This window comes from Candidatus Thiodiazotropha sp. LNASS1, from assembly GCF_964212655.1.
GTDB lineage: Bacteria > Pseudomonadota > Gammaproteobacteria > Chromatiales > Chromatiaceae > Thiodiazotropha.
Map to the genome: position 1 here is coordinate 2247662 of NZ_OZ156465.1, position 20770 is coordinate 2268431.

Annotated in this window: 22 protein-coding genes and 1 tRNA gene; 13 read left to right on the forward strand and 10 right to left on the reverse strand. The window is 55.3% G+C overall.

Translation table 11 applies throughout. From position 1 onward, the window contains the following. Positions 1-20: 20 nt before the first annotated feature. From AB8516_RS09825 to AB8516_RS09835, 3 genes are all read right to left on the reverse strand, one after another. Positions 21-572, reverse strand: coding sequence for an outer membrane beta-barrel protein (locus tag AB8516_RS09825; RefSeq protein ID WP_369160251.1), 552 nt, complete (start codon positions 570-572; stop codon positions 21-23). A 156-nt stretch (positions 573-728) separates the two neighbouring features. Next, positions 729-1280 (reverse strand): CDP-alcohol phosphatidyltransferase family protein, encoded by a 552-nt coding sequence (locus tag AB8516_RS09830; protein WP_108291165.1) that lies wholly within the window; start codon positions 1278-1280, stop codon positions 729-731. A 183-nt stretch (positions 1281-1463) separates the two neighbouring features. After that, the gene (locus AB8516_RS09835; RefSeq protein WP_369160254.1) at positions 1464-2582 is read right to left on the reverse strand and encodes a DUF2066 domain-containing protein; all 1119 of its coding nucleotides are present in this window, start codon (positions 2580-2582) and stop codon (positions 1464-1466) included. Between the two features lie 251 nt (positions 2583-2833). Here AB8516_RS09835 and purM point away from each other — a divergent pair, with 251 nt between their 5' ends. From purM to rpmG, 6 genes are all read left to right on the forward strand, one after another. Beyond that, entirely contained in the window at positions 2834-3904 is a 1071-nt protein-coding gene (purM, locus tag AB8516_RS09840) for a phosphoribosylformylglycinamidine cyclo-ligase (protein WP_369160256.1), read from the forward strand. Next, positions 3901-4569: a phosphoribosylglycinamide formyltransferase gene (purN, locus tag AB8516_RS09845; RefSeq protein WP_369160257.1), complete on the forward strand. Its 669-nt coding sequence runs from the start codon at positions 3901-3903 to the stop codon at positions 4567-4569. The genes purM and purN overlap by 4 nt, the downstream gene beginning before the upstream one ends. Positions 4570-4576: 7 nt before the next feature. Beyond that, positions 4577-5314 carry a DUF3108 domain-containing protein gene (locus tag AB8516_RS09850; protein ID WP_369160259.1) on the forward strand — a complete coding sequence of 246 codons (738 nt, stop codon included), beginning with the start codon at positions 4577-4579 and terminating at the stop codon, positions 5312-5314. Between the two features lie 75 nt (positions 5315-5389). Further along, the gene (gene radC / locus AB8516_RS09855) at positions 5390-6064 is read left to right on the forward strand and encodes a DNA repair protein RadC (protein WP_369160261.1); all 675 of its coding nucleotides are present in this window, start codon (positions 5390-5392) and stop codon (positions 6062-6064) included. Between the two features lie 99 nt (positions 6065-6163). After that, entirely contained in the window at positions 6164-6400 is a 237-nt protein-coding gene (gene rpmB, locus AB8516_RS09860; protein WP_069122699.1) for a 50S ribosomal protein L28, read from the forward strand. A 17-nt stretch (positions 6401-6417) separates the two neighbouring features. Continuing rightward, positions 6418-6573 (forward strand): 50S ribosomal protein L33, encoded by a 156-nt coding sequence (gene rpmG, locus AB8516_RS09865; RefSeq protein ID WP_068990016.1) that lies wholly within the window; start codon positions 6418-6420, stop codon positions 6571-6573. An 88-nt stretch (positions 6574-6661) separates the two neighbouring features. Here the strand turns inward: rpmG and AB8516_RS09870 are convergent, their stop codons facing one another. Next, the gene (locus AB8516_RS09870; protein ID WP_369160264.1) at positions 6662-8653 is read right to left on the reverse strand and encodes a hydantoinase/oxoprolinase family protein; all 1992 of its coding nucleotides are present in this window, start codon (positions 8651-8653) and stop codon (positions 6662-6664) included. 318 nt (positions 8654-8971) lie between these two features. Here AB8516_RS09870 and AB8516_RS09875 point away from each other — a divergent pair, with 318 nt between their 5' ends. The 7 genes from AB8516_RS09875 (at position 8972) to AB8516_RS09905 (ending at position 14441) form a co-directional block, all read left to right on the forward strand. Beyond that, positions 8972-9883, forward strand: a complete 912-nt coding sequence (locus AB8516_RS09875) for an ATP-binding cassette domain-containing protein (RefSeq protein WP_369160266.1) — start codon at positions 8972-8974, stop codon at positions 9881-9883. Continuing rightward, positions 9880-10605, forward strand: coding sequence for an ABC transporter permease (locus AB8516_RS09880; RefSeq protein WP_369160268.1), 726 nt, complete (start codon positions 9880-9882; stop codon positions 10603-10605). Before AB8516_RS09875 ends, AB8516_RS09880 begins: the two co-directional genes overlap by 4 nt. Beyond that, positions 10602-11936, forward strand: a complete 1335-nt coding sequence (locus AB8516_RS09885; RefSeq protein WP_369160270.1) for a GldG family protein — start codon at positions 10602-10604, stop codon at positions 11934-11936. The genes AB8516_RS09880 and AB8516_RS09885 overlap by 4 nt, the downstream gene beginning before the upstream one ends. Positions 11937-11938: 2 nt before the next feature. Beyond that, a complete protein-coding gene (locus AB8516_RS09890) occupies positions 11939-12418 on the forward strand; it encodes a DUF4340 domain-containing protein (protein ID WP_369160272.1) in 480 nt (159 codons plus the stop codon). 17 nt (positions 12419-12435) lie between these two features. Beyond that, positions 12436-13251 carry a bifunctional DNA-formamidopyrimidine glycosylase/DNA-(apurinic or apyrimidinic site) lyase gene (mutM, locus tag AB8516_RS09895; RefSeq protein ID WP_369160274.1) on the forward strand — a complete coding sequence of 272 codons (816 nt, stop codon included), beginning with the start codon at positions 12436-12438 and terminating at the stop codon, positions 13249-13251. Between the two features lie 75 nt (positions 13252-13326). Next, a complete protein-coding gene (gene ispB, locus AB8516_RS09900) occupies positions 13327-14295 on the forward strand; it encodes an octaprenyl diphosphate synthase (RefSeq protein ID WP_369160276.1) in 969 nt (322 codons plus the stop codon). A gap of 69 nt (positions 14296-14364) precedes the next feature. Next, a tRNA-Pro gene (locus AB8516_RS09905) sits at positions 14365-14441 on the forward strand. 121 nt (positions 14442-14562) lie between these two features. On the opposite strand, the gene AB8516_RS09910 is transcribed toward AB8516_RS09905, so the two are convergent. The 6 genes from AB8516_RS09910 to AB8516_RS09935 all read right to left on the reverse strand — a co-directional run bounded on the left by AB8516_RS09910 (position 14563) and on the right by AB8516_RS09935 (position 20698). Then, entirely contained in the window at positions 14563-15501 is a 939-nt protein-coding gene (locus AB8516_RS09910) for a VanZ family protein (RefSeq protein WP_369160278.1), read from the reverse strand. A gap of 153 nt (positions 15502-15654) precedes the next feature. After that, positions 15655-16944 carry an HD-GYP domain-containing protein gene (locus AB8516_RS09915; RefSeq protein WP_369160280.1) on the reverse strand — a complete coding sequence of 430 codons (1290 nt, stop codon included), beginning with the start codon at positions 16942-16944 and terminating at the stop codon, positions 15655-15657. 278 nt (positions 16945-17222) lie between these two features. Further along, complete coding sequence (locus AB8516_RS09920) at positions 17223-18548, reverse strand: UDP-glucose/GDP-mannose dehydrogenase family protein (protein ID WP_369160282.1); 1326 nt, start codon at positions 18546-18548, stop codon at positions 17223-17225. Between the two features lie 74 nt (positions 18549-18622). Next, positions 18623-19309, reverse strand: a complete 687-nt coding sequence (locus tag AB8516_RS09925; protein WP_369160284.1) for a lysophospholipid acyltransferase family protein — start codon at positions 19307-19309, stop codon at positions 18623-18625. A 347-nt stretch (positions 19310-19656) separates the two neighbouring features. Beyond that, the gene (gene def, locus AB8516_RS09930; protein ID WP_108291209.1) at positions 19657-20175 is read right to left on the reverse strand and encodes a peptide deformylase; all 519 of its coding nucleotides are present in this window, start codon (positions 20173-20175) and stop codon (positions 19657-19659) included. 4 nt (positions 20176-20179) lie between these two features. Continuing rightward, a complete protein-coding gene (locus tag AB8516_RS09935) occupies positions 20180-20698 on the reverse strand; it encodes a glycine cleavage system protein R (RefSeq protein ID WP_369160287.1) in 519 nt (172 codons plus the stop codon). Between the last annotated feature and the right edge of the window lie 72 nt (positions 20699-20770).

A 20770-nucleotide genomic window follows, 5' to 3' on the forward strand; every position in this document is an offset into this window, starting at 1 on the left:
CGCAGGCAGTAATAAAGTCCCTAAAAGCGATGAACAAACCCTAGACTAGCCGACTCCAGCTTGTAGTCGACATTATGGATATCGCCGACAGCATGACGCAGCCACTCAAGCGTCAGCGCATTCTGTTCGTCCGCATAGAGTTCGAGACCAATACCATAGCCAATCGTAGTCTCATCCACACTGCTGAATCCGGGTACATTACCGGAAAAATGGGTCACTCCAGCTAAGGCAAAGAGTCGGGTCCGGCTGTCGAGGAGAGGGAGATTGCCCCTGGCATAGATGCTCAACAGATACTCGATCTGATAGCTGCGGTCATTGACCACATCCTCGCCAAACAGACCGAACTGACCTTCAACTGCCAGAAACTCATTGAACTCCATGCCCCCTCGCACCAGCAAGCCGGCACTGCGAAAATCGGTATTGGAATCATCCTCCTTGTATTGCGGGGAAGAGACCATAACCCCGATATAGCGATTCCCCTCTATACCTGCACCCTTGACAGACTCTTCGGAAATGGCAGCAGAAGATAACAGCAGGCAACCGCCAATGACAATAACAGTCAGGTACTTCATTATCCCCCTCCATGATTTCAATCTACTCTCAGTTGATACCTAGTGAAGTCTAAACATGACCAAAGAAAAACACCATCCGCACTACAGACTTACCTGCTATATATCCAGCCATACGCTGGTACCGGATATTACAACCTCCAATCCGCGACGGCGTCATCAGCGCCAGCCTTTGTCACGAGCCTTGTTTGTCCATACCCAGACATAGGCAATACCACTGACCAGGGTGGTGAATCCGGTAACCCAGGTGAGCCAGGTCAGCAGCTGGGAAGGCAGGGTAAAAGGGCCGGCATTTGTCACTACCAGCAGCACCAGCACTATCTGTAACAATGTGTTCAACTTACTGATCAGACTTGGATTAGCGTCCAGTTCTTCAACACTGAAATTATAATAGAGCGCTCCACCCATAATGGTGAGATCGCGGAAGATCACAAGCATCACCAGCCAGACAGGAATCAGCCCCAAACCTCCGAGCACCAGAAATGAACTCATCAGCAAGGCTTTGTCGGCTAAAGGATCGAGTAAACCTCCCAGGTGGCTTTGCCAACCAAACCGTTTTGCGAGGAAACCATCGATGCCGTCGGAAATACCGGCTACTGCGAACAGTATCAGGGCATAGGAGAACTCATGCTCAAACAACAACCAGACAATCGGGATAGTCAATAAGATGCGCAGTACACTGATCAGGTTGGGGATATCCTTACTCTGCATCGAAATGGCGGCTCCGTATCATGCTAGGGCCAGTGAACACTCATCCAATCGGTCCTGGCAGAATTACTGTCTGTCCAGCAAGGCTGCATGAGCGATGTATAACCACTCTGAATTTACGAATGACAACCCCGCTGGGCGTAAATCGTGTGTAGTGTCCCATATTGTCAGATGATTTCAGAGGCCCTAACGCAAGCGATATACCAGACTTTCGCCAACAACCACCTCTGGGTTCTTATTTTCAACTGCTGCCGAATAATCGAGGGACTCCACCGGCTCGAGCACGGAACCAAGTTGAATACCACGCTCCAATGCCTCCCTACTGCCATGAATACGGACCTTGAAATTAACCTTTTCGGTATCAGCCGATAGCAGATCAAGTTGTTCGATCATCGCCAACGACTGCAGATATTCTTTAACCAATACAAAGTCTGCCAACCTTGTTAGTCCATGTACGCGAATCCTGATATCGGTTTCCCCCTGAGTAACCTGTTGTGGAGCAAAACGCAACGCAAGGGCATCAACGGCTTGATTCAAGCCCTCACTGGCAAGGGCCACTTTACCTTCGGCACTGGTCTGCCAGCGATTGACCTTATCGGGCAGATAGAGCAACCACTCACCTCGCCAACTGCGTGAGCCCTGCCGGGTCATACGGCCGACAAGAATCACATCAGGTTGATATCGCTCAGAGGCCCGGCGGATATTCTCTTCAAAACCGCCCCACAGATCGCTTACCCGTATTGCGTTTCGGTCCTCCATATCCATGAGTGGCCAGAGAAATGACAGTCCCCGTGACTCCCCCACTCTGTTTAAATAGTGTCTCAAGCGCCGTTCCCGCTCGAGTGACAGCAGGTCACGTCGCGCACCCTGTTCCTGGCCCAACCAGACCAGGATGGATGGTCGCGTACCACCCCACACCGGCACACCGCTCTGACGTAGCAGACGATTGACCGCCCGCTCATCGAAACGCACCCACAACAGGCGATCCGGTGAATCCGGTGCAGCCTCGGGATTGGAGGTTTCAAGTGTCTTATAGCGATATTGCTGGATATATGCGGACGCTTTTTTAAGGATGCCGGGGATCTCGGGATGGTTCAAGAGGCCACGATCACCACTCACCTTCACGATTACGCTGGCGAAGGCCGAGCGAATTCCATCCGCCCTCGCTTGTGCGCTCTGGCCGTGAACCGGAACCTCCGCTTGATAGAGCTCCCCCACCCGTTCGGCAGATACCCATGGCGCTGACAACAGAGCAGCCGAAAACATCAACCACTGGAAAGCCATCTTCAGTCGAGTTTGAATCATTGAATCGTCACACTTCACAAGGGTTCTCTGATAATCACTATTCGGCTACCTGGTTTCCAGTAGGGAAAACATGAGCCACCCCATGGGTCTGCACTGAGAAACAGACTTATCGGATCATCGCATAGCGGGAAATATTAACGCGCCTGCGGAAAAGATGAAAATCAGAACATGTACAACACTCACTGAGTCCCACTTCTTCTGTTAGAATCCCGGTCTGAATCACCTAGGGCCTGAAGCCGGAGTATCATCCCGTGGAGTATGAATCCAAACCCAGCAACCCCTCATCGCTCAGCTACCGGGACGCCGGTGTTGATATCGATGCGGGCAATGAACTGGTCGAACGTATCAAACCGATTGTTAAACAGACCTTCCGTTCAGGTGTACTCGCAGGACTCGGTGGGTTTGGCGCACTCTTCGAGCTGCCGCTGGATCGATACCGGGAACCGGTGCTCGTTTCAGGCACGGACGGGGTAGGCACTAAACTGAAACTGGCATTGGAGCTCAATCGCCATGATTCGATCGGCATCGACCTGGTGGCTATGTGTGTCAACGATATCGTAGTCGCAGGCGCCGAACCCCTGTTCTTTCTGGATTATTACGCCACTGGAAAACTGGATGTGGAGATCGCCACCGATGTGGTGCAGGGAATCGCGGCCGGCTGTCAACAGGCCGGGGCAGCCCTGACAGGCGGTGAAACCGCCGAGATGCCGGGCATGTACGCGGAAGGCGATTACGATCTGGCCGGTTTCTGTGTCGGTATTGCCGAAAAGAGCCGCCTGATACTCCCGGAGCGGGTACAGGAGGGTGACACACTGATTGGCATAGCCTCGTCTGGACCCCACTCGAATGGCTACTCCCTGATACGCAAGATACTCCAGGTCAGTGGCGCAAACCTGGATCAGCCCTTCCAGGATAACACCCTGGGTGATGCACTGCTGGCGCCCACCCGAATCTATGTCAAACCCCTGTTGGCCCTCATGCAAGAGGTGGAGATTCATGCCTTGGCCCACATTACCGGTGGCGGACTGCCCGAAAACCTTCCTCGAGTCCTTCCCGATGGTTGCAAAGCGGTGATCGACAGCGGCAGCTGGCAACTTCCGCCTATCTTCGAATGGCTGCGAACTCAGGGCAAGCTGGCCAACGGCGAGATGTTGCGCACCTTCAACAGTGGCATCGGCATGATTGTCTGTGTTGCACAAAAAGAGACCGAAACCACCCTGAAGCTGCTCAACGATATGGGTGAAACCGCCTGGGTTGTCGGGGCAATAGAATCCGCAGACAACACCGATATCAGGGTTGAGATAAGCGGACCGCTTGCGTGAGTGGAGTGCCAAAACTACCTGTCGTGGTGCTGATTTCCGGTAGTGGCACCAACCTTCAGGCAATTATCGATGCCACGCTGATCGATCTCCCCATTGAGATCCGCGCTGTTATAAGCAACCGCCCTGATGTCTACGGTTTGCAACGGGCCGAGCAGGCCGGCATCGAAACAGCTATCCTCAATCACAAGGAGTTCACAGACCGGGAAAGCTACGACCGTGCACTGATGAAATTAATCGACCGCTACTCGCCGGGCCTGATCGCCCTGGCCGGTTTCATGCGCATTCTGACGACCGGGTTCGTTCGTCACTATGCGGGACGCATGTTGAATATCCATCCCTCGCTGCTGCCGAAATATACTGGATTGAACACGCATCAACGGGTGCTGGACGCACACGATCAACTGCACGGGGCCAGTGTCCATTTCGTCACCGAGGAACTGGATGGCGGCCCACTGGTTGTACAGGCCCAGGTAACTGTATTGGAGGACGACGACGCTGACGGCCTTGCGGCAAGGGTGTTGCGGAAGGAGCACCAGATCTACGCCCTGGCAATACGCTGGTTCGCAGAGAAACGCTTATCAATGGATGAGAACGGCGAGGTCATACTGAATGGAAAGAGGCTTGAAAAACCCGTGGTGTTCACCCCGCTGGAACCTATCGGATAGCTGATCGATGATCAGGCTCCGATACCACAGTGGCTGGCTATTGGGGATTACGGCGCTGTTTTGCTGCATGCCTTTGAACGCCGACACTGAGGGACTGCTGAAGCCCTTTTCAGCGACATTCAGCGTTAAGCGCAATGTCATTCCGCTGGGTGAATTGATGCTTGAGTTCAGCCTGAATGAGAAGGGTGAGTACCACTATAATGCCCATACCTTGCCGGGGATGCTTGCGGGTTGGTTCAGTGCCGATGAGATCATCGAAGTGAGTCAGGGACGATTGACCGGGGACGCAATCCAACCGATCAGTTATACCTATAAGGATTTGGGGAATGAGAATGAGCGCACAGAATTGGTATTTGACTGGCAGGCAGACAAGGTCCGCACTACCAGCGGCGGTGTCACCTGGTCCCAACCCATCGCATCCGGCACTCAGGACAGACTCAGCCAGCAACTGCTGGTACGCCTGCACCTGGCTGAGGGCAGGGAGGATATCTCCTACCAGGTGGCCGACGGCGGAAAAATCAAGCGCTATCGATTTCTTGTCGAGGGTGAGGAAGAAATCGAAACACCCTTTGGCCAGATAAATTGCCTGCGGGTGAGGCGAAGCAAAGAGTCACGCAAGCCGGACTACACTATCTGGTTCGCACCGTCGTTGGGCTACCTGCCGGTACAAATAGAGCGTAAAAGGTCCGGCCGCCTATACCGGATGGTTGTGGAAACAATCGATCAAAAGGAAAGTACAGATTAGGCTGGAGCCTGATTACCTAGGGCCTGATAACACTCATCCAATCGGCCCTAGATCAAAGACAAGGAGGTCTTTAATATGCCGATTACCGATTGGCCCATCGATGAACGACCCAGAGAGAAACTGCTGCAGCGGGGTTCGGAATCACTCTCGGACGCAGAACTGCTGGCCATCTTTCTGCGCACAGGTGTTGCCGGCCAGACAGCAGTGGATCTGGCGCGCAGTCTGCTGGCCGAATTCGGCGGTCTGCGCCATCTGCTCAGTGCCGACCAGCGACGTTTCTGCAAGTCCAGGGGGCTGGGCATGGCAAAATACACACAACTGCAGGCGGTCCTCGAAATGGCTCGGCGATACCTGCATGAGCAGCTTGAAACATCCGGCAGTCTGACCGCTCCGGAACAGACCCAAGACTATCTGCGAGCCAGACTGCGTCACTATGCCTATGAGGTATTCTCCTGCCTGTTTCTAGACAACCGGCATCGTGTGATTCGCTATGAAGAGCTTTTTCGCGGCACGATTGACGGGGCCAATGTCCACCCCAGAGAAGTCGTCAGACGAGCCCTGGAGCTGAATGCCGCCGCACTCATTTTCGCCCATAACCACCCCTCAGGGGTGGCTGAACCGAGCCGGGCCGATCGTCAGATCACCCAACGCCTCAAGGATGCCCTGGCACTGGTGGATATCCGTGTTCTCGACCATATCGTGATTGGCGAGGGAGAAGCGGTTTCGCTGGCTGAACGCGGGCTGATTTAACTTGCCTCCCAACCCTTACTCTGGTATAAATACGCGCCTTTCGCCCGGGGGATAAAGCTATGCCCCCTATCCAGGGATAACTATTTCGAGGTCTGGACCATGTCAAAAGTCTGCCAAGTCACCGGCAAGCGCCCGGTCACGGGAAACAACGTCTCCCATGCGCACAACAAGACTAAGCGTCGTTTTCTCCCCAATCTGCATACCCACAGATTCTGGGTCGAGAGTGAAAAACGCTGGGTCCGTCTGCGTCTATCCTCTAAAGGTATGCGCATCATCGACAAGAAGGGGATCGATTCGGTGCTTGCCGAAATGCGCGCCCGCGGCGAAAAAGTCTAACCCAGGAGCCCAGAGTCATGCGTGATAAAATCAAACTCGTCTCCAGTGCCGGCACTGGACACTTCTACACCACGACCAAGAACAAGCGCAACCAACCGGGAAAGATGGAGATCAAAAAATTCGATCCCAAGGTACGCAAGCATGTGATGTACAAGGAATCGAAGATCAAATAGATCTGAACCCTCCCTGGTAGAGACCCGCCTCCTCGGCGGGTTTTTTATGTCCGGACGGATAATCCGATAGACTCCGATCAGCCTGGCTTCACGACATCTTTTCGAGCAACAGATTACCGGCGCTATCCGCTGTACAACGCCAACCGGGCGCCAACCAAGTGGTTGACGCCATTTCCGTAATCAGCGCCGGCCCCGCAAGCGCCTGCCCCACAGCCAGTTGCGCTCTCTCATACCGCGGCACTGGTATATCCACTCCCCAGACTGTCAAATGCTCGCAAGCCTCGGCCGGCTCGGATCCGGCTGTAACATTCAATGCAATCGTTGTCTGCGGACCACGCAGGGCCACACGCAGATTAACCAACTCCACGGGCGCCGACATGCGATGGCCGTAACGAATTTCGTGTCGCTCATGGAAATCGATTTCCGCCCGCTCCAGGCTGCTCCAGGGGACGGTAAGGGTATAGGATTGTCCCAAATAGCGCAGATCCAAGGCATATTCAGCCTCGATCCGATCCCTGGCTATGCCCTCCTCCACAAGATCTGTCACTCCACCCTGCGCGAGCCGGGAAAACGCCTGTCGGAGTTCACTGTCGCTCAATGCCTGCAACAGCCCAAGACGGGCATGCACCAACTGACGTCCCGGCCGGGTTGCCAACATTCCCAAGGCGGACAGGACACCCGCGTTGAGCGGCACCAGGGCGGAGCGCATGCCCAGGGCGTCGGCCAAAGCACACACATGCAACCCACCCGCGCCACCGAATGAGAGCAGGATATAACTGCGCGGATCAACTCCCCGCTCAACTGAAATCACGCGCAGGGCACGCGCCATATGCTCGTTGGCGACTCTGATCACTCCCTCCGCCGCCCTGTGCAGAGAGAGCCCAAGCCGCTGCGCCAATTGCCCCATTGCCTTCTCAGCCGCCTGCATATCGAGTTGCATACGCCCACCCAGGAAAGCACTGTTTCGCAAACGGCCGAGGATCAAATTGGCATCCGTAACCGTCACTTCGGTGCCGCCACGGGCATAACAAGCCGGTCCGGGGTCGGCTCCAGCAGACTTCGGACCTACCTGCAACATGCCCCCCGCATCCACCCAGGCAAGTGAGCCGCCCCCGGCACCGATGGTATGCATATCCACCATCGGCACAGCCACAGGCCAGGGTCCGATATGCCCCTCCCGGGTCAATCTGGGGCTCCCGTCAATCAATGCCACGTCGGTGGAGGTTCCCCCCATATCGAGGGTCAGAAGCTGGCTGCGACCCGATGCCGCGGCCACATAGCCGGCACCGACCAAACCGCCTGCCGGGCCTGAGAGCAGCATCCGCACTGCCTGCCGTGCAGCCTGATCCGCCGAGATCGCCTCGCCGGAGCTCTGCATCACTGAGATTCGCGCCCCGCCAAGACGTACCCGCAGGCGCTCGATATAACCCTCCACCAACGGTCCCACCCAGCTGTTGAGCCAGGTGGCTATCCCACGCTCATACTCGCCGCTTGCCGGCAGTACGCTGGAGGAACGGGAACAAAAGATACCTTCAGGTATCGCTGCCTCTATCTTCCTTTCGAAGCGGTCATCGAGATAACTGAACAACAGGTTAATCGCCACAGCCTCGGGATTTCGGCGGGCAACCTCGCCCTTCAGCGTATCGATATCCTCATCGCTCAGTGGCTCGACCAGTTCTCCCTGGCTGTCAAGGCGGCCGCCGGTTTGCAGACAGTCGTTCGCCGCCACAGGCGCAGCCCTGGCGTGCGGCTGCAGATTATAGAGTTCACTGCGCGCCTGACGTCCGATCGTGAGGATATCCTGCAGGCCACGATTACCGATGTAGAGTGTATGCACGCCCTTGCCCTCCAAGGCGGCATTGGTAGCGACAGTAGAGCCGTGCACAATAACCAGATCGCTTGTCCCAAGCCCCAGCTCTTCTATTCCTTGCAGGATGGCCTGTTCCGGTGCCTGTGGCGTCGACAGCACCTTGTGTATCCGCATCTCTCCAGCGCGGTACAGAACGAAATCGGTGAAGGTGCCTCCTGTATCGACACCCAGCAGATAACCCGTTTCATTCTGGCAATCAAAGCCGTTCATCAACCCTCCATCTCAGTGAACACACTCATATCGGAAACATACTCTGTTTAGGGCCTGTTAACAGACCCTAGCCTAATTGTGGAATCGATCGGCACCGGTGCAGTATGGAGAATACTGCCTGGAGGTCAAATCCCGCTTTACAGCCCGGCCGCAAAGGTCGGTATTCCATCGACCGCAGCGATTGCCTCTGGCCGGCGGTATGATTTGCGTAGCAGTTTAAACACAAGGTCTTGCATAGCGTACAAAGGGTGATATGTTTGGCAGGTCTCTGCCTTGGCGGCCTTTCCCGCACTGTGCGGACAGCCAACTATTACGCTTATGCCCAAACTGTTAACAACAAGTCAACTCAGCCGTCACTTCGGAAGCAGCCAGGTAGTATCTGCTGTTGATCTGAAATTGATGCGGGGTGACATTCTTGGCTTGCTGGGACCCAATGGTGCGGGCAAATCGACTATCATGCGGATGCTCAGCGGTGACCTTGCACCCAGCGCAGGCACCATATCCATCTGTGGAGAGGACCTGTTAAACCGGCCGACCCAGGCAAAACGTTTTATCGGCTACCTCCCGGAACGCCCTCCCCTGCATCGTGACCAGACCGTGGATGAGTATCTGTGGGACTGCGCCCACCTGCATGGACTGAAAAGAAGACAATCGATGCAGGCACGGGAACGCACCAAGAAGCGCTGCGGCCTGGAACAGGCGGGAAGACGACTGATACGAAAACTCTCCAAGGGTTTTCAACAACGGGTCGGTCTTGCCCAGGCGATCATTCACGACCCTCGGGTTGTCATCCTGGATGAGCCGACAGACGGACTGGACCCGGCACAGATCCGCCAGGTTCGTGAATTGATCCAGGAACTTGCCCATGATAAAGGGGTGATCCTGTCCAGCCATATCCTGCCGGAGATAGAAGCGACCTGTAACCGGGTCACCATTCTGCAACAGGGACAGAGCGTCTATAGCGGGGAGATAACGCCACCGGCGCAGACCTATTATCGTATCGGCCTCGACCGGAACCCGGAGCCGGAATCGATCAAGGCGATGACCGGGGTGGCAGAGGCAGAGCAGATGCACACCGACTACTATCGCATCACCTTGGAACCGGGCTGCCAACCCAGTGAACTGGCACGACAGATCGTGGCGCAGGGATGGGGCTTGATTGAGCTGAAACCGGAGCGGATGAGTCTCGAACAGCTGTTTCTGCAGGCCACCACCGGGGGGCATTCATGACGCCCTATCTGGCCTGGATGGAGTGGCGGAGACTGATGCGCACACCACTGCCCTGGGTTATCTTCAGTCTCAGTCTGAGCCTGCTGAGCTGGCAGTTTCTCGCCACGCTGGAGATCTTCAACGGTATGCAGTCGTCCAACCGCAGCCTGGGACTGAGCCACCATCTGGGGTTGCAGCTCTACGGTCTTGCGTCGGTGCTGATCCTTATCATCACGCCGATCATTACGATCCGCAGTTTCAGCGAGTCGTTTCGCGATGGCAGTTATGCCCTCCTGAGCAGCGCACCGCTATCAAACCTCTCCATACTTGCGGGCAAATTTCTCGCTATCCTGATGTTTCAGTTTTTGTTCATCCTGATACCGTTACTGCTTTGCGTAAGCCTCACCTCAGGCATCCAGCTTGACTTCGGACTGTTGTTTGCCGCCACCCTCGGATTACTTCTGTTGAGCGGCGCATTCACCGCTATCGGTCTCTACTTCTCGACACTCAATGAGAACCCGGGAATCGCTGCCGCAGGCAGCTATGGTCTGCTGTTGTTGATTTCACTGCTCGATCAAAATACCGAGGGCGGCAGTTTTATACACTGGCTGGCCTGGCCCTCCCACTATCTCGATCTGCAGCTCGGTCTCATACGTTTCGGTGATCTGGCCTACTTCCTGTTACTGATGCTCTTCTTTCTAGGCCTGGCGCTATACAGGCTCGACAAGAGGCGTCGTGGATGATTAATTGGGTAGGCTCACGTCTCAACGATCTGCTGTTCCATCTGGTGATGACCGTCTTGCTGGTGCTGCTGGCCTGGCTCAGCAGTCGCTACGACATGCAGTGGGATTGGACCCGCCAGGGCAGCAACAGCCTCAACCCAGCCAGTATCGATATCCTGCAACGCACACCGGGTGAGCTGAGCATAACGGCATATGTGGGAGAAACGGCCAAGCTGCGTGATCGCATTCAACGCTTTGTGGCCCGTTATCAGCACCACAAACCAAATATCGAGTTGACCTTCATCGATCCCCTGCGCCACCCTGATGAAGCGCGCCGTCAGGGCATCAGCCTATCCGGTGAGATTGTGCTGCGCTATGAACAGAGGGAGGAGCGTATCCAGAAAGTGGACGAGGAGCAGTTCAGCAACGCCATCCTGCGCCTGGGCCGTGACAACAGCTACTGGATAGCAGGGCTCAGCGGCCATGGCGAACGCGATCTTACGGGCAAGGCGAATCACGATCTTGGCGAGTTCGGTCAATCTCTCAAACAGCAGGGATACCAGATCGCGGGGCTTGACCTCGCCACTTCATCCGGCCCGCCCGACAATACCGCATTGCTGGTCATCGCCTCCCCTATCCGCGCCCTATTGCCAGGTGAGATTGAACGGCTTTCCGAATATGTTGCGGAGGGTGGCAACCTGTTGCTGTTGAGCGACCCGGACAACTGGATTCTGGGTGATTTGATACAGCAGCTTTTCGGTATCGAACAGTTACCGGGCACGATCGTGGATGCCAATGTCAAGGCGTTGGGTATCGATAATCCGGCCATCACTGTGGTCCCGGAATATTCCAATCACGAAGCCACCCGGGGATTCAATCTGCTGACCCTGTTTCCACAGTCGGCGGCGCTCACACTCTCCGAGCAGCGGGATTGGGAAGCGACGCCCCTGTTGCGAACCCTGGATAAGAGTTGGAACGAAACCGGTCCACTGAGTGGTGATATCGAACGCAATCCATTGGCAGGTGAGGAGGCGGGCCCGCTCACGATCGGCATTGCTCTCGAACGCCGGCACAATGACAGGGAACAGCGGATACTGGTGATCGGTGATGGTGACTTTCTCGCCAACAGCTATCTCAACAATGCCGGCAACCTTGATCTTGGTCTCTCGCTCTGCCGCTGGCTGGTCGGGGATGATCAGCTGATCGGCATACCCGCGCCACAAGCCAGCGACCGCGAACTGCATCTGTCGAGGCTTGCCATCGGCACAATCGGCCTCGGTTCCCTGATTGTGCTGCCGCTCATGCTACTGGCTGTCGGCGCTGTCATGGCCTGGCGACGGAATCGTGCATAGCGATGGTATCAAGAACCAAAATCAATCTGCTCCTGCTTGCTGTAGCAGGTCTGTCGGGACTGCTGGTATGGTTATCACAACCAGCCCCCCTGCCGCCCCTCACCCACCTCGATCCGCAACAGATCACCCGCATAAGGATCAATGATCTTCAGGGGCGTGAGATCAGTTTGATGCGGCGACAGAACCAATGGATGAGCGGCGACCAACCCGCCGATCAATCCAGGGTCGAGCAACTGCTGAAAATCTGCCGGACCCCCAGCCTGAGCCGATTCACAGCCCCTGATGACCTGGAACCCTACGGCCTGGCACCATCCCCTATCGTGATGACACTCGATGACACGACACTCAGCTTCGGCAACAACGATCCGGTCAATGGCTGGCGTTATGTCCTCCATCAGAGGCAGATGCACCTGATTGCGGATGGCTTCTATCACCACCTCATCGCACCGGCTGAAGCCTGGCTGGCGAAAACCACAGATTAGTATGAGAACCTGAACGAATGCCTGAACTGCCGGAGGTCGAAACTACACGCCGGGGCATAGCCCCCCATATCACCGGCCAACGCATACGCCAGGTCACTATCCGTCAACCCAGGTTGCGGTGGCCGATTCCCGAGGATCTGCCGTGCACATTGAAGGGGAGGAAGCTGTTATCGGTGGACAGGCGGGGCAAATACCTGCTGATGGCCTTTCATCACGGCACCTTGATCATGCATCTCGGCATGTCCGGCAGCCTGCGCATTGTCGAAGCTGATACGGCAATACAAAAACACGATCATTTCGACCTTCTACTGGGCAATGGCCTGCGACTCAGACTGCGTGATCCAAGACGTTTCGGCGCAGTACTCTGGACCGATCAACCGGCCATCAACCACCCCCTGCTCGCCGATCTCGGTCCGGAACCCCTTGGCGACACGTTTGACGGCGACTATCTGTTTGCCCGGGGCAAGGTGCGTCGTACCGTGATCAAACAGCTGATCATGGACAGTAAGACCGTTGTCGGAATCGGAAACATCTATGCCAGCGAGTCCCTGTTCCGTGCTGCCATCCATCCCACCCGACCCAGCAACCGGATCTCCCGCCGGCGCTATCAGAGACTAGCAGAGGAGATCCACGACGTACTCGAGGAGGCAATCGCCCAGGGCGGCACCACCCTGCGGGATTTTCTCAAAGAGGACGGCAATCCCGGTTACTTCGCCCAGTCGCTTCAGGTCTACGGCAAGCCGGGGAAGCCCTGTCCAAGATGCGGTGGGACTATTCGCAGCAAAACCATCGGACAGCGTTCCACATTCTTCTGCCCCGCCTGCCAGCGCTGATGAAAGAAAGATGCTGCTTGACACTCTCGCCACCCCCTCCTAGCATGCGTGGACTTTGTGTGAGTCATGACAGCCATGGATATAACAACTATTCGCGAACTCATCAGCGACGACATGGATGCTGTCGACAAAATGATCATCCAGCAGCTGAAATCGGATGTGGTGCTGATCAACCGGATTGGCGCCTATATCGTCCATAGCGGAGGAAAACGACTGCGGCCGATGATTGTGCTGTTGGCCGCCCGCGCCTGCGGTTACGCGGGTGGGAGGCATATCGACCTGGCCGCCATCATCGAGTTCATCCATACCGCCACACTGCTGCACGATGATGTGGTGGATGGCTCTGATCTGCGGCGGAACCGGGAGACCGCGAATACGGTATGGGGTAACGAGGCGAGTGTTCTGGTAGGTGACTTTCTCTACTCCCGCTCCTTTGAGATGATGGTCGACGTGGGCCGCATGCCGGTAATGGACGTCCTCTCTCACGCCACCAACCGCATCGCGGAAGGCGAGGTGCTGCAGCTGCTGAATGTGCACAATCCCGATACCAGCGAAGCGGAATACATGGAGGTGATAAAACGCAAGACAGCCACCCTGTTCGAGGCCGGTACGCGTCTTGGCGGCATCATCTCCGAGGTTGCCGAAGATCAGCAACAGGCGCTGGCGGATTACGGACTGCATCTGGGTATCGCCTTCCAGCTGGTGGATGACGCCCTGGACTACAACTCAGAGAATAAGGAGATCGGTAAAAACATCGGCGACGACCTGGCGGAAGGCAAACCGACCCTGCCGCTGATCCAGGCCATGAAGTGCGCCGGCCAAGAAAAAAGCCGACGCCTGGCGAATATCATCGAAAACGGCGGCCTGGAAGAGATCGATTTCGTCATGCAGGCCATCGCCGACTGCGACGCCATCAACTACACCCAACAGCTCGCGCAACAGCAGGCGCAACAGGCCAAACGCGCCCTCGAAGCCCTGCCCGAGACCCCCTATCGGCAGGCACTCGCCAGCCTCGCAGACTTCTCGGTCGCCAGAACCAATTGAATCGACTACCCGTTTCCATTACTATCTCTCGCTCGCTGCGTCAGCTTTAGGCTGACCCAGATCAAGATTCGGGGTGTAGCTCAGCCTGGTAGAGCACTGTCTTCGGGAGGCAGGGGCCGGAGGTTCGAATCCTCTCACCCCGACCAATCGGTCACTATCTTTCGCCGTTCTGTGGCATCCAAATCATTCACAACATGATTAACTACGATTTAACCGTCACCTGGGGTTGGCAGGCAGAGGCATCCCATTCCTGGTGGCTACAACGCGTTATTGAAGCCCCATCGACAACAGACAAAAACCTCTACCGATATAATCTCGCGTGGCAAAAATCATCACACCGGAGATAGCCGCCATATCCATGGTGCGCCTGCTTGGCGCATCCTCGACTTCATGCAATGGCAGGGAGAAGTGGTTATAACCGGGTTGGATCACCAGACTTAGGTTGTATCGATCCTCCAGCTGCCAGTTGTGGCTTTGGTCATGGATACGCAGGGTTAGGGGCAGATCCTCCAACTGATCGGAATAGATCAGCAGTTCGAGGCGTTCATAACTACGCCAATCCGATTCAGGCTCCTGAATGTCAATACCGGGCCAGCGTCCTTCCAGCAGCGTGACATAAGCGCAGGAATCGATGTCCAAATCCGCCGGCAACGACCAATCCTCCGGCAGGTCGACATGGCGCACCTCACCACCCTCGCTGCCTTCGATCAGTGCCCTGGAGAAAAAAATATCCGGATCGATCAATCGGGGAAACTGATCAGCCCTGACCTGATAGGCAATGTACCAATACAGGGGCTGGGCAAAGGCGGATAGGACGAGCAGTAAGACAATGGCGATGGAAAGATGTGGCACCAGGGATCGTCTGATGAAGCCGTTGTACAATATGCCGCCTGCGGCAATACCCAGAAGATCCAATATGACATCATGCAAACTAGGATCGCGGCCTATCAGATACTGTGCCGCCTCTATCAGGAGGCCGAATATCAAAGCCAGGGCCAATACCGGCCATATCGGCCGGTCCCGCCCTTTACGATTTGGCCACAACGCAATCAGTGTCAGCAGGGTGAAAATCAGAAAGTGACCGGAATCCTGCAGTGAGTACATCAGGCGGTTTTCACCTGGCAGATCGGTTCCCAACAGAATTGCCGTTGCAAGAAGCAAGGCAAGGAACACGAACCATGAATCTTTAAAAGAGAAGTGAGGCACGCGTTATAACTCCATACGGTTCAAATCAGAGTTAAACACGCTTTATACCCGGGTACCACCCGGCAACTGACAGCGGCGAATTTGAGATGATCGACGGTATACAGAGAACAGCCCGGATTGTTGTCAGACCCGACTTTCAAGCCCTTGAATCTGTCACTGGGAAAGAAAACCCGCACTGTACAGTACCAGATCCGTATGCCTCAGCCATTTAGTGAGGGGTTCCTGCTCCAGTTCGGGTACTCCATCCTTGACCCAACGTCTCAAGGCCTCTCTGGCTGTGCTCTGTACCAGGTAGATCATCTCTCTGACCAGTGCATCCAGTTCAGAGAGCGCCTTCTCCTCATTACCGATAATGTTCAACAGCTTGGCTGGGGCACGCAGATCGAAACCACAACGTTTTGCCATGCCTGTCAGGCGTTTCAGCTGTTGCACGATAAATCTGGCCATTTCGTTGTCACCGCTCACATCGATCGCATCCGCGCCCTGCAATATATCGTTCAGGAGCTTCATACGCGCCTGTAGGATCGTCTTATTGATACCACCCGTCGGGGATACTTTATCCATAGCCCCATCGACACGTTTTGCGGCCTCGATCAAGGGCACCATAATATCCTTGCCGAACCGTTCGGTATTGAATTTCAACACCTCTGAGGTGGAGAAGAGTCTGCCGCCGCTGTTTTTCCGTTCCAGCCGGATCGCCGTAAGCAGCTCGGCCGCCCCGAGCACCCGGGCGGCGGGCGTCACGCTATCACCTGACAATCCATTGGGATAACCGCTGCCGTCGAGTCTCTCATGATGCTGATGCACCGCCTCGCTGATGCGGGGATGGTAGTTTGGGAATAACTTCAGGAACCGATAGGCAATACCGGGATGGGAGTAGATCTGGCGATGCTGTGCCATGTTTAAAGGCTGTCGACTGGTAAAGATCGAGGGCTCCAGATGCATCTCCCCAAGATCCAGGAAAAGTGCAGCCGTGGCCAGCTCCTGCCTGTCGTCAGCGGGCCATCTCAAGCGGGAAGCGACATACAGTGCAATCAATGCGACACGCATCATGTGATGATAACGGTCAACGCAGCATTCCCGGCAAACCGTCAACTTGAATGCCAGTTGCGGCTCTAGTGGGACAGTCCCCAGAGGGGTCAGCAGATCTCTCTGGATAAAGCGCCGATCAATGGCCTGTTCGAGTTCAGGCTCATCATGCAGTAACCGCTTGCCATCGCGCATCAGCTTTTCAGCCGTTATCCTATTCTCAACAGCCAACGAAAAGTCCAATGGTCGCAGTAGTTTATGACCTACCAACCGATCATATTTCGAGCTATCCACGAATTCACCCCGCTTCACCAGAGTAATCCCCTGGTCACTCCGTATGTCATCAATGGCCATTACCTGGCGCAGATCGCCAAGTTCTGTGACCAGCTTGATGTAGGGGTCGGGATGTATCACTGATCCGTTTGCCTGGAGTGAGGAGTTCCTTATTAATTAGCGACAGGGAGTACGCTTACTTTACCGCATGAAGGCGACCTCAGGCAGAGCAATGGCGCCGCTCAAAAAGGTCAGATGGAACTCTATCCGGTGTTCTTCTAGTTCCCACGCTCCGGCGTGGAAACGATAAGATATTCGCGTTTATTCGCGTTCATTTGCGGACCTTTTAAATTCTTTGCGTTTATTTGCGGCCCGCTTCAACAACACCTTCCTTGACAACAGACAACCTGGCGGGACAATCAGTCGCCCCGGCCGATGGCGTAATAGCTGAAACCGGCCTCTTTGAGACGTTTGGGATCATAGATATTGCGGCCATCGAATATCACGGGCTCACTGAGGGCGAGTTTGATCTGTTCGAAATCGGGACTGCGAAAGACCTGCCACTCTGTTACCACTACCAGAGCGTCAGCACCTTTGAGTGTACTCTCCTGGTCGCTGCAGTAGACCAGATCCTGGCGTTCACCATAAATTCGGCGACACTCTTCCATCGCTTCCGGATCGAATGCCCGAACCTTCGCCCCGGCATCCCACAACGCCTCGATCAGCACCCGGCTGGATGCCTCACGCATATCGTCGGTGTTCGGTTTGAAGGATAGTCCCCAGAGGGCAAAGGTCTTGCCCTTCAGCTCACCCGAGTAGTGTCGGCTGATCTTATCGAACAACACCCGCTTCTGGCGATGATTCACCGCCTCCACCGCCGTCAACAATTGGGCATCGTAATCCACTTCCCGGGCAGTGCGCTCCAGCGCATTGACATCCTTCGGGAAACAGGAACCGCCATAGCCGCATCCGGGATAGATGAAGTGATAGCCGATACGGGAATCCGCACCGATACCATGTCGCACCTGTTCGATATCGGCGCCCAGCCTCTCCGCCAGGTTGGAGAGTTCGTTCATAAAACTGATCTTGGTGGCGAGAATGGCATTGGCGGCATATTTGGTCAGCTCGGCGGAGCGGATATCCATGGCGATCAAGCGGTCGTGATTCCTGTTGAAGGGGGTATACAGGGCACGCAGCAGCTCGGTTGTTCTCGGATTGTCGGTACCGATGATAATCCTGTCAGGCTTCATGAAATCGTCGAGTGCGGCGCCTTCCTTGAGAAACTCAGGATTGGATACCACATCGAACTCCACCTGTTTACCGTGTGTACGCAAGGCCTCATTGACGCGTTCTCTCACCTTGTCCGCGGTACCCACGGGAACAGTGGATTTATCCACGATGATCCGATAGTCATCCATATGTTCCGCAATCGATGCCGCCACCGCCAGCACATACTGGAGATCCGCCGAGCCGTCCTCGTCGGGTGGCGTGCCGACTGCGATGAACTGAAACAACCCGTGCGCCACCGCCTCGGCGGCGTCGGTGGTGAAATGCAATCTTCCCGCCTTGGCATTGCGTTCCACCATGGCCTCAAGACCCGGTTCATATATCGGTATCTCACCCTGCTTGAGCATCGCTATCTTCCGCTCGTCCACATCCATGCAGACGACGTCGTTTCCGACCTCTGCCAGACATGCTCCGGTAACCAAACCGACATACCCTGAACCAAAAACTGTAACTTTCATCGTTAACCCTTGGGAGGACCCTACTCAAAAATAACGCACAATCATACTTGCTGAGTAAACGGGAGGCCAGACATTCAGCACTGGGGTATTTGATCCAAGGCGCATTGGATCGCCTGATTCAGGCTGTCTGGTGATTGACCGGTCGATTCGATCACGGGAAGCGGCTGAATCCGCGCATGTCCGCGCATGAAAACCGGCAGCATCACACCACCCTGGCCACTCACACCACTGATACGCAACGGAACCAGAGGCAGCCCGGTCAACGCTGCCAGACGGGCGGCTCCGGCCTTTATTTTACGCGGCGGATCGCTGTCGAGATGGATCTTGCCGTGGGGGAAGAGTGCCACTATCTCGCCGTCACGCAGCGCCTTGATCGCCTGACGCATCGCTTTCTCCGGTGAGTTCTCCCGATCCACGGGAATACAACCCACCGCACGGAACAGCCACTGCAAGCCAAATCGCTCATACTGCTCCCTGGCAATGAGGAAGCGCAGGGGCCGGTTGCTGGATGCCAGCATCAACAGAGGGTCGAGCCCGGAGATGTGATTGGATACTACGATCGCACCGTCTGTTTCAGGCAACGGCAATTCAGTCTGGGGCAGTCGGTGATAGACATGGCAAAACAGGCGGTTGAACCCATCCAGCCAGTTCAGCCAGGCAACACCCCATTCGGCTCGCCGAGCTTCACGGCAACGCCTGTTCAATCCGGCTATGGCCATGACCACGGCAAGCAGCAGTATTATCAGTATGAATGTATTCACTGTTGAAGTGGCTTCACTTTCTCTTTTTGTTAGTTCTTACCCTGCTCAAGGTAACAAAACACAAATAAACTAGCCGCAAATAGACGCCAATCACCGCAAATCAAGTCAAATTATCTGCCGTGAGAAAAAGTTGTCCAATGAAATGCTTTGCATACACCAGCGCTCGATAAGCTCGAGGAGGTTGACTGAAATAGATGGCCAGGTAAAGGATCGCATGTTCGCCATACACATGGTTATATCATTTGCGATGGTTTGCGGTGATTGGCGTCTATTTGCGGCAATACATTCTTGATCCGTTGATTGCTCCGGGATTTAATCATCCCACCCGCTCGCTGAGCTTCCACCTCTCACTTTTTACCGCCCTTCTGATAGACCTTGCGTTGAAACAGGTCAGTGCGGCGGCTCACCAGGCGGTCGATAAAGAGTATGCCATCTAGATGGTCCACCTCATGTTGCAGCGCCCGCGCTTCAAATCCTTCCATCTCGAATTCGTGATCCTCACCCTGAGGATCCTGCGAGCGTACTTTTATTCGCTCCGCACGAATTACATTCCCGGTATAATCGGGTACTGAAAGACAACCTTCACGACCGAGCTCGAAGCCGTCCCATTCGGTGATTTCCGGGTTTACCAGGATCAGGTGACCATGGTTCGGTACCGGCTTTCTGGTGGTGGAACAATCCAAAATAACGATACGTTGAGACCTCCCCACCTGGGGGGCTGCGATACCGACGGCGGCCGGTCCTGCCTGGCGTGTCTCTTCCAGATCGGCAATGAATCCATGCAGCTCATCATCGAAGTGAATCACCTCATCCGCCAGCTGCTTGAGTCTCGGGTCCGGCAGCTTCAATATTTCCAATATCGCCATGAGGTCAGCCGATCAGGGTCTCTACGGATGAGATGTGAACATCGATGTCCTCCAGCGCAAGGGGTTGCAACGCCGATTCGAGTGTCTCGATTTCGGCCTCCGCATATCCCTGTATGGTCATGATGTAGACAGGCTTCTCCGAATCACCTACCACATCCGATGCCAGCTCGAGGATATTGAAGCCACATTCGGCGAGGGCTCCGGTCACTTTTGCCACGATACCGGCGCGATCCGCGCCATTTACCCTGACCTGGAAGTTGGGTACCCGGTGCCGATGCAGTCCGCCATGTATCGGATCGATATGAAATTTGAGTTGCAGCCGATCCGCCACAGGTGCAATCAGGTTTGTCAGGGTCTGTTCACCGTGCCCCCCATCGACCATCATCATGATGGAGAAGTTACCACCCAAACGAATCATCGAACTCTCCCCCAGGGTACATCCGCCACGATAGAGCGCGTCGGTAACCTGGGCAACTATTCCCGGTTGGTCTTCACCCACCAGGGTCAGCATCAGCCAATTCATTTTCACTCCTCAAAGTTCATGATCAGACACTCCCGCATGCAGGATAAATGAGTGCCGGTTGTTGGTCCAGAA

Coding starts and splice junctions, on each gene's coding strand:
- AB8516_RS09825 (WP_369160251.1), bottom strand. CDS start 572: ATGAAGTACCTGACTGTTATTGTCATTGGCGGTTGCCTGCTGTTATCT.
- AB8516_RS09830 (WP_108291165.1), bottom strand. CDS start 1,280: ATGCAGAGTAAGGATATCCCCAACCTGATCAGTGTACTGCGCATCTTA.
- AB8516_RS09835 (WP_369160254.1), bottom strand. CDS start 2,582: ATGATTCAAACTCGACTGAAGATGGCTTTCCAGTGGTTGATGTTTTCG.
- AB8516_RS09850 (WP_369160259.1), top strand. CDS start 4,577: ATGATCAGGCTCCGATACCACAGTGGCTGGCTATTGGGGATTACGGCG.
- radC (WP_369160261.1), top strand. CDS start 5,390: ATGCCGATTACCGATTGGCCCATCGATGAACGACCCAGAGAGAAACTG.
- rpmB (WP_069122699.1), top strand. CDS start 6,164: ATGTCAAAAGTCTGCCAAGTCACCGGCAAGCGCCCGGTCACGGGAAAC.
- rpmG (WP_068990016.1), top strand. CDS start 6,418: ATGCGTGATAAAATCAAACTCGTCTCCAGTGCCGGCACTGGACACTTC.
- AB8516_RS09870 (WP_369160264.1), bottom strand. CDS start 8,653: ATGAACGGCTTTGATTGCCAGAATGAAACGGGTTATCTGCTGGGTGTC.
- AB8516_RS09875 (WP_369160266.1), top strand. CDS start 8,972: ATGCCCAAACTGTTAACAACAAGTCAACTCAGCCGTCACTTCGGAAGC.
- AB8516_RS09880 (WP_369160268.1), top strand. CDS start 9,880: ATGACGCCCTATCTGGCCTGGATGGAGTGGCGGAGACTGATGCGCACA.
- AB8516_RS09885 (WP_369160270.1), top strand. CDS start 10,602: ATGATTAATTGGGTAGGCTCACGTCTCAACGATCTGCTGTTCCATCTG.
- AB8516_RS09890 (WP_369160272.1), top strand. CDS start 11,939: ATGGTATCAAGAACCAAAATCAATCTGCTCCTGCTTGCTGTAGCAGGT.
- mutM (WP_369160274.1), top strand. CDS start 12,436: ATGCCTGAACTGCCGGAGGTCGAAACTACACGCCGGGGCATAGCCCCC.
- ispB (WP_369160276.1), top strand. CDS start 13,327: ATGGATATAACAACTATTCGCGAACTCATCAGCGACGACATGGATGCT.
- AB8516_RS09920 (WP_369160282.1), bottom strand. CDS start 18,548: ATGAAAGTTACAGTTTTTGGTTCAGGGTATGTCGGTTTGGTTACCGGA.
- def (WP_108291209.1), bottom strand. CDS start 20,175: ATGGCGATATTGGAAATATTGAAGCTGCCGGACCCGAGACTCAAGCAG.
- AB8516_RS09935 (WP_369160287.1), bottom strand. CDS start 20,698: ATGAATTGGCTGATGCTGACCCTGGTGGGTGAAGACCAACCGGGAATA.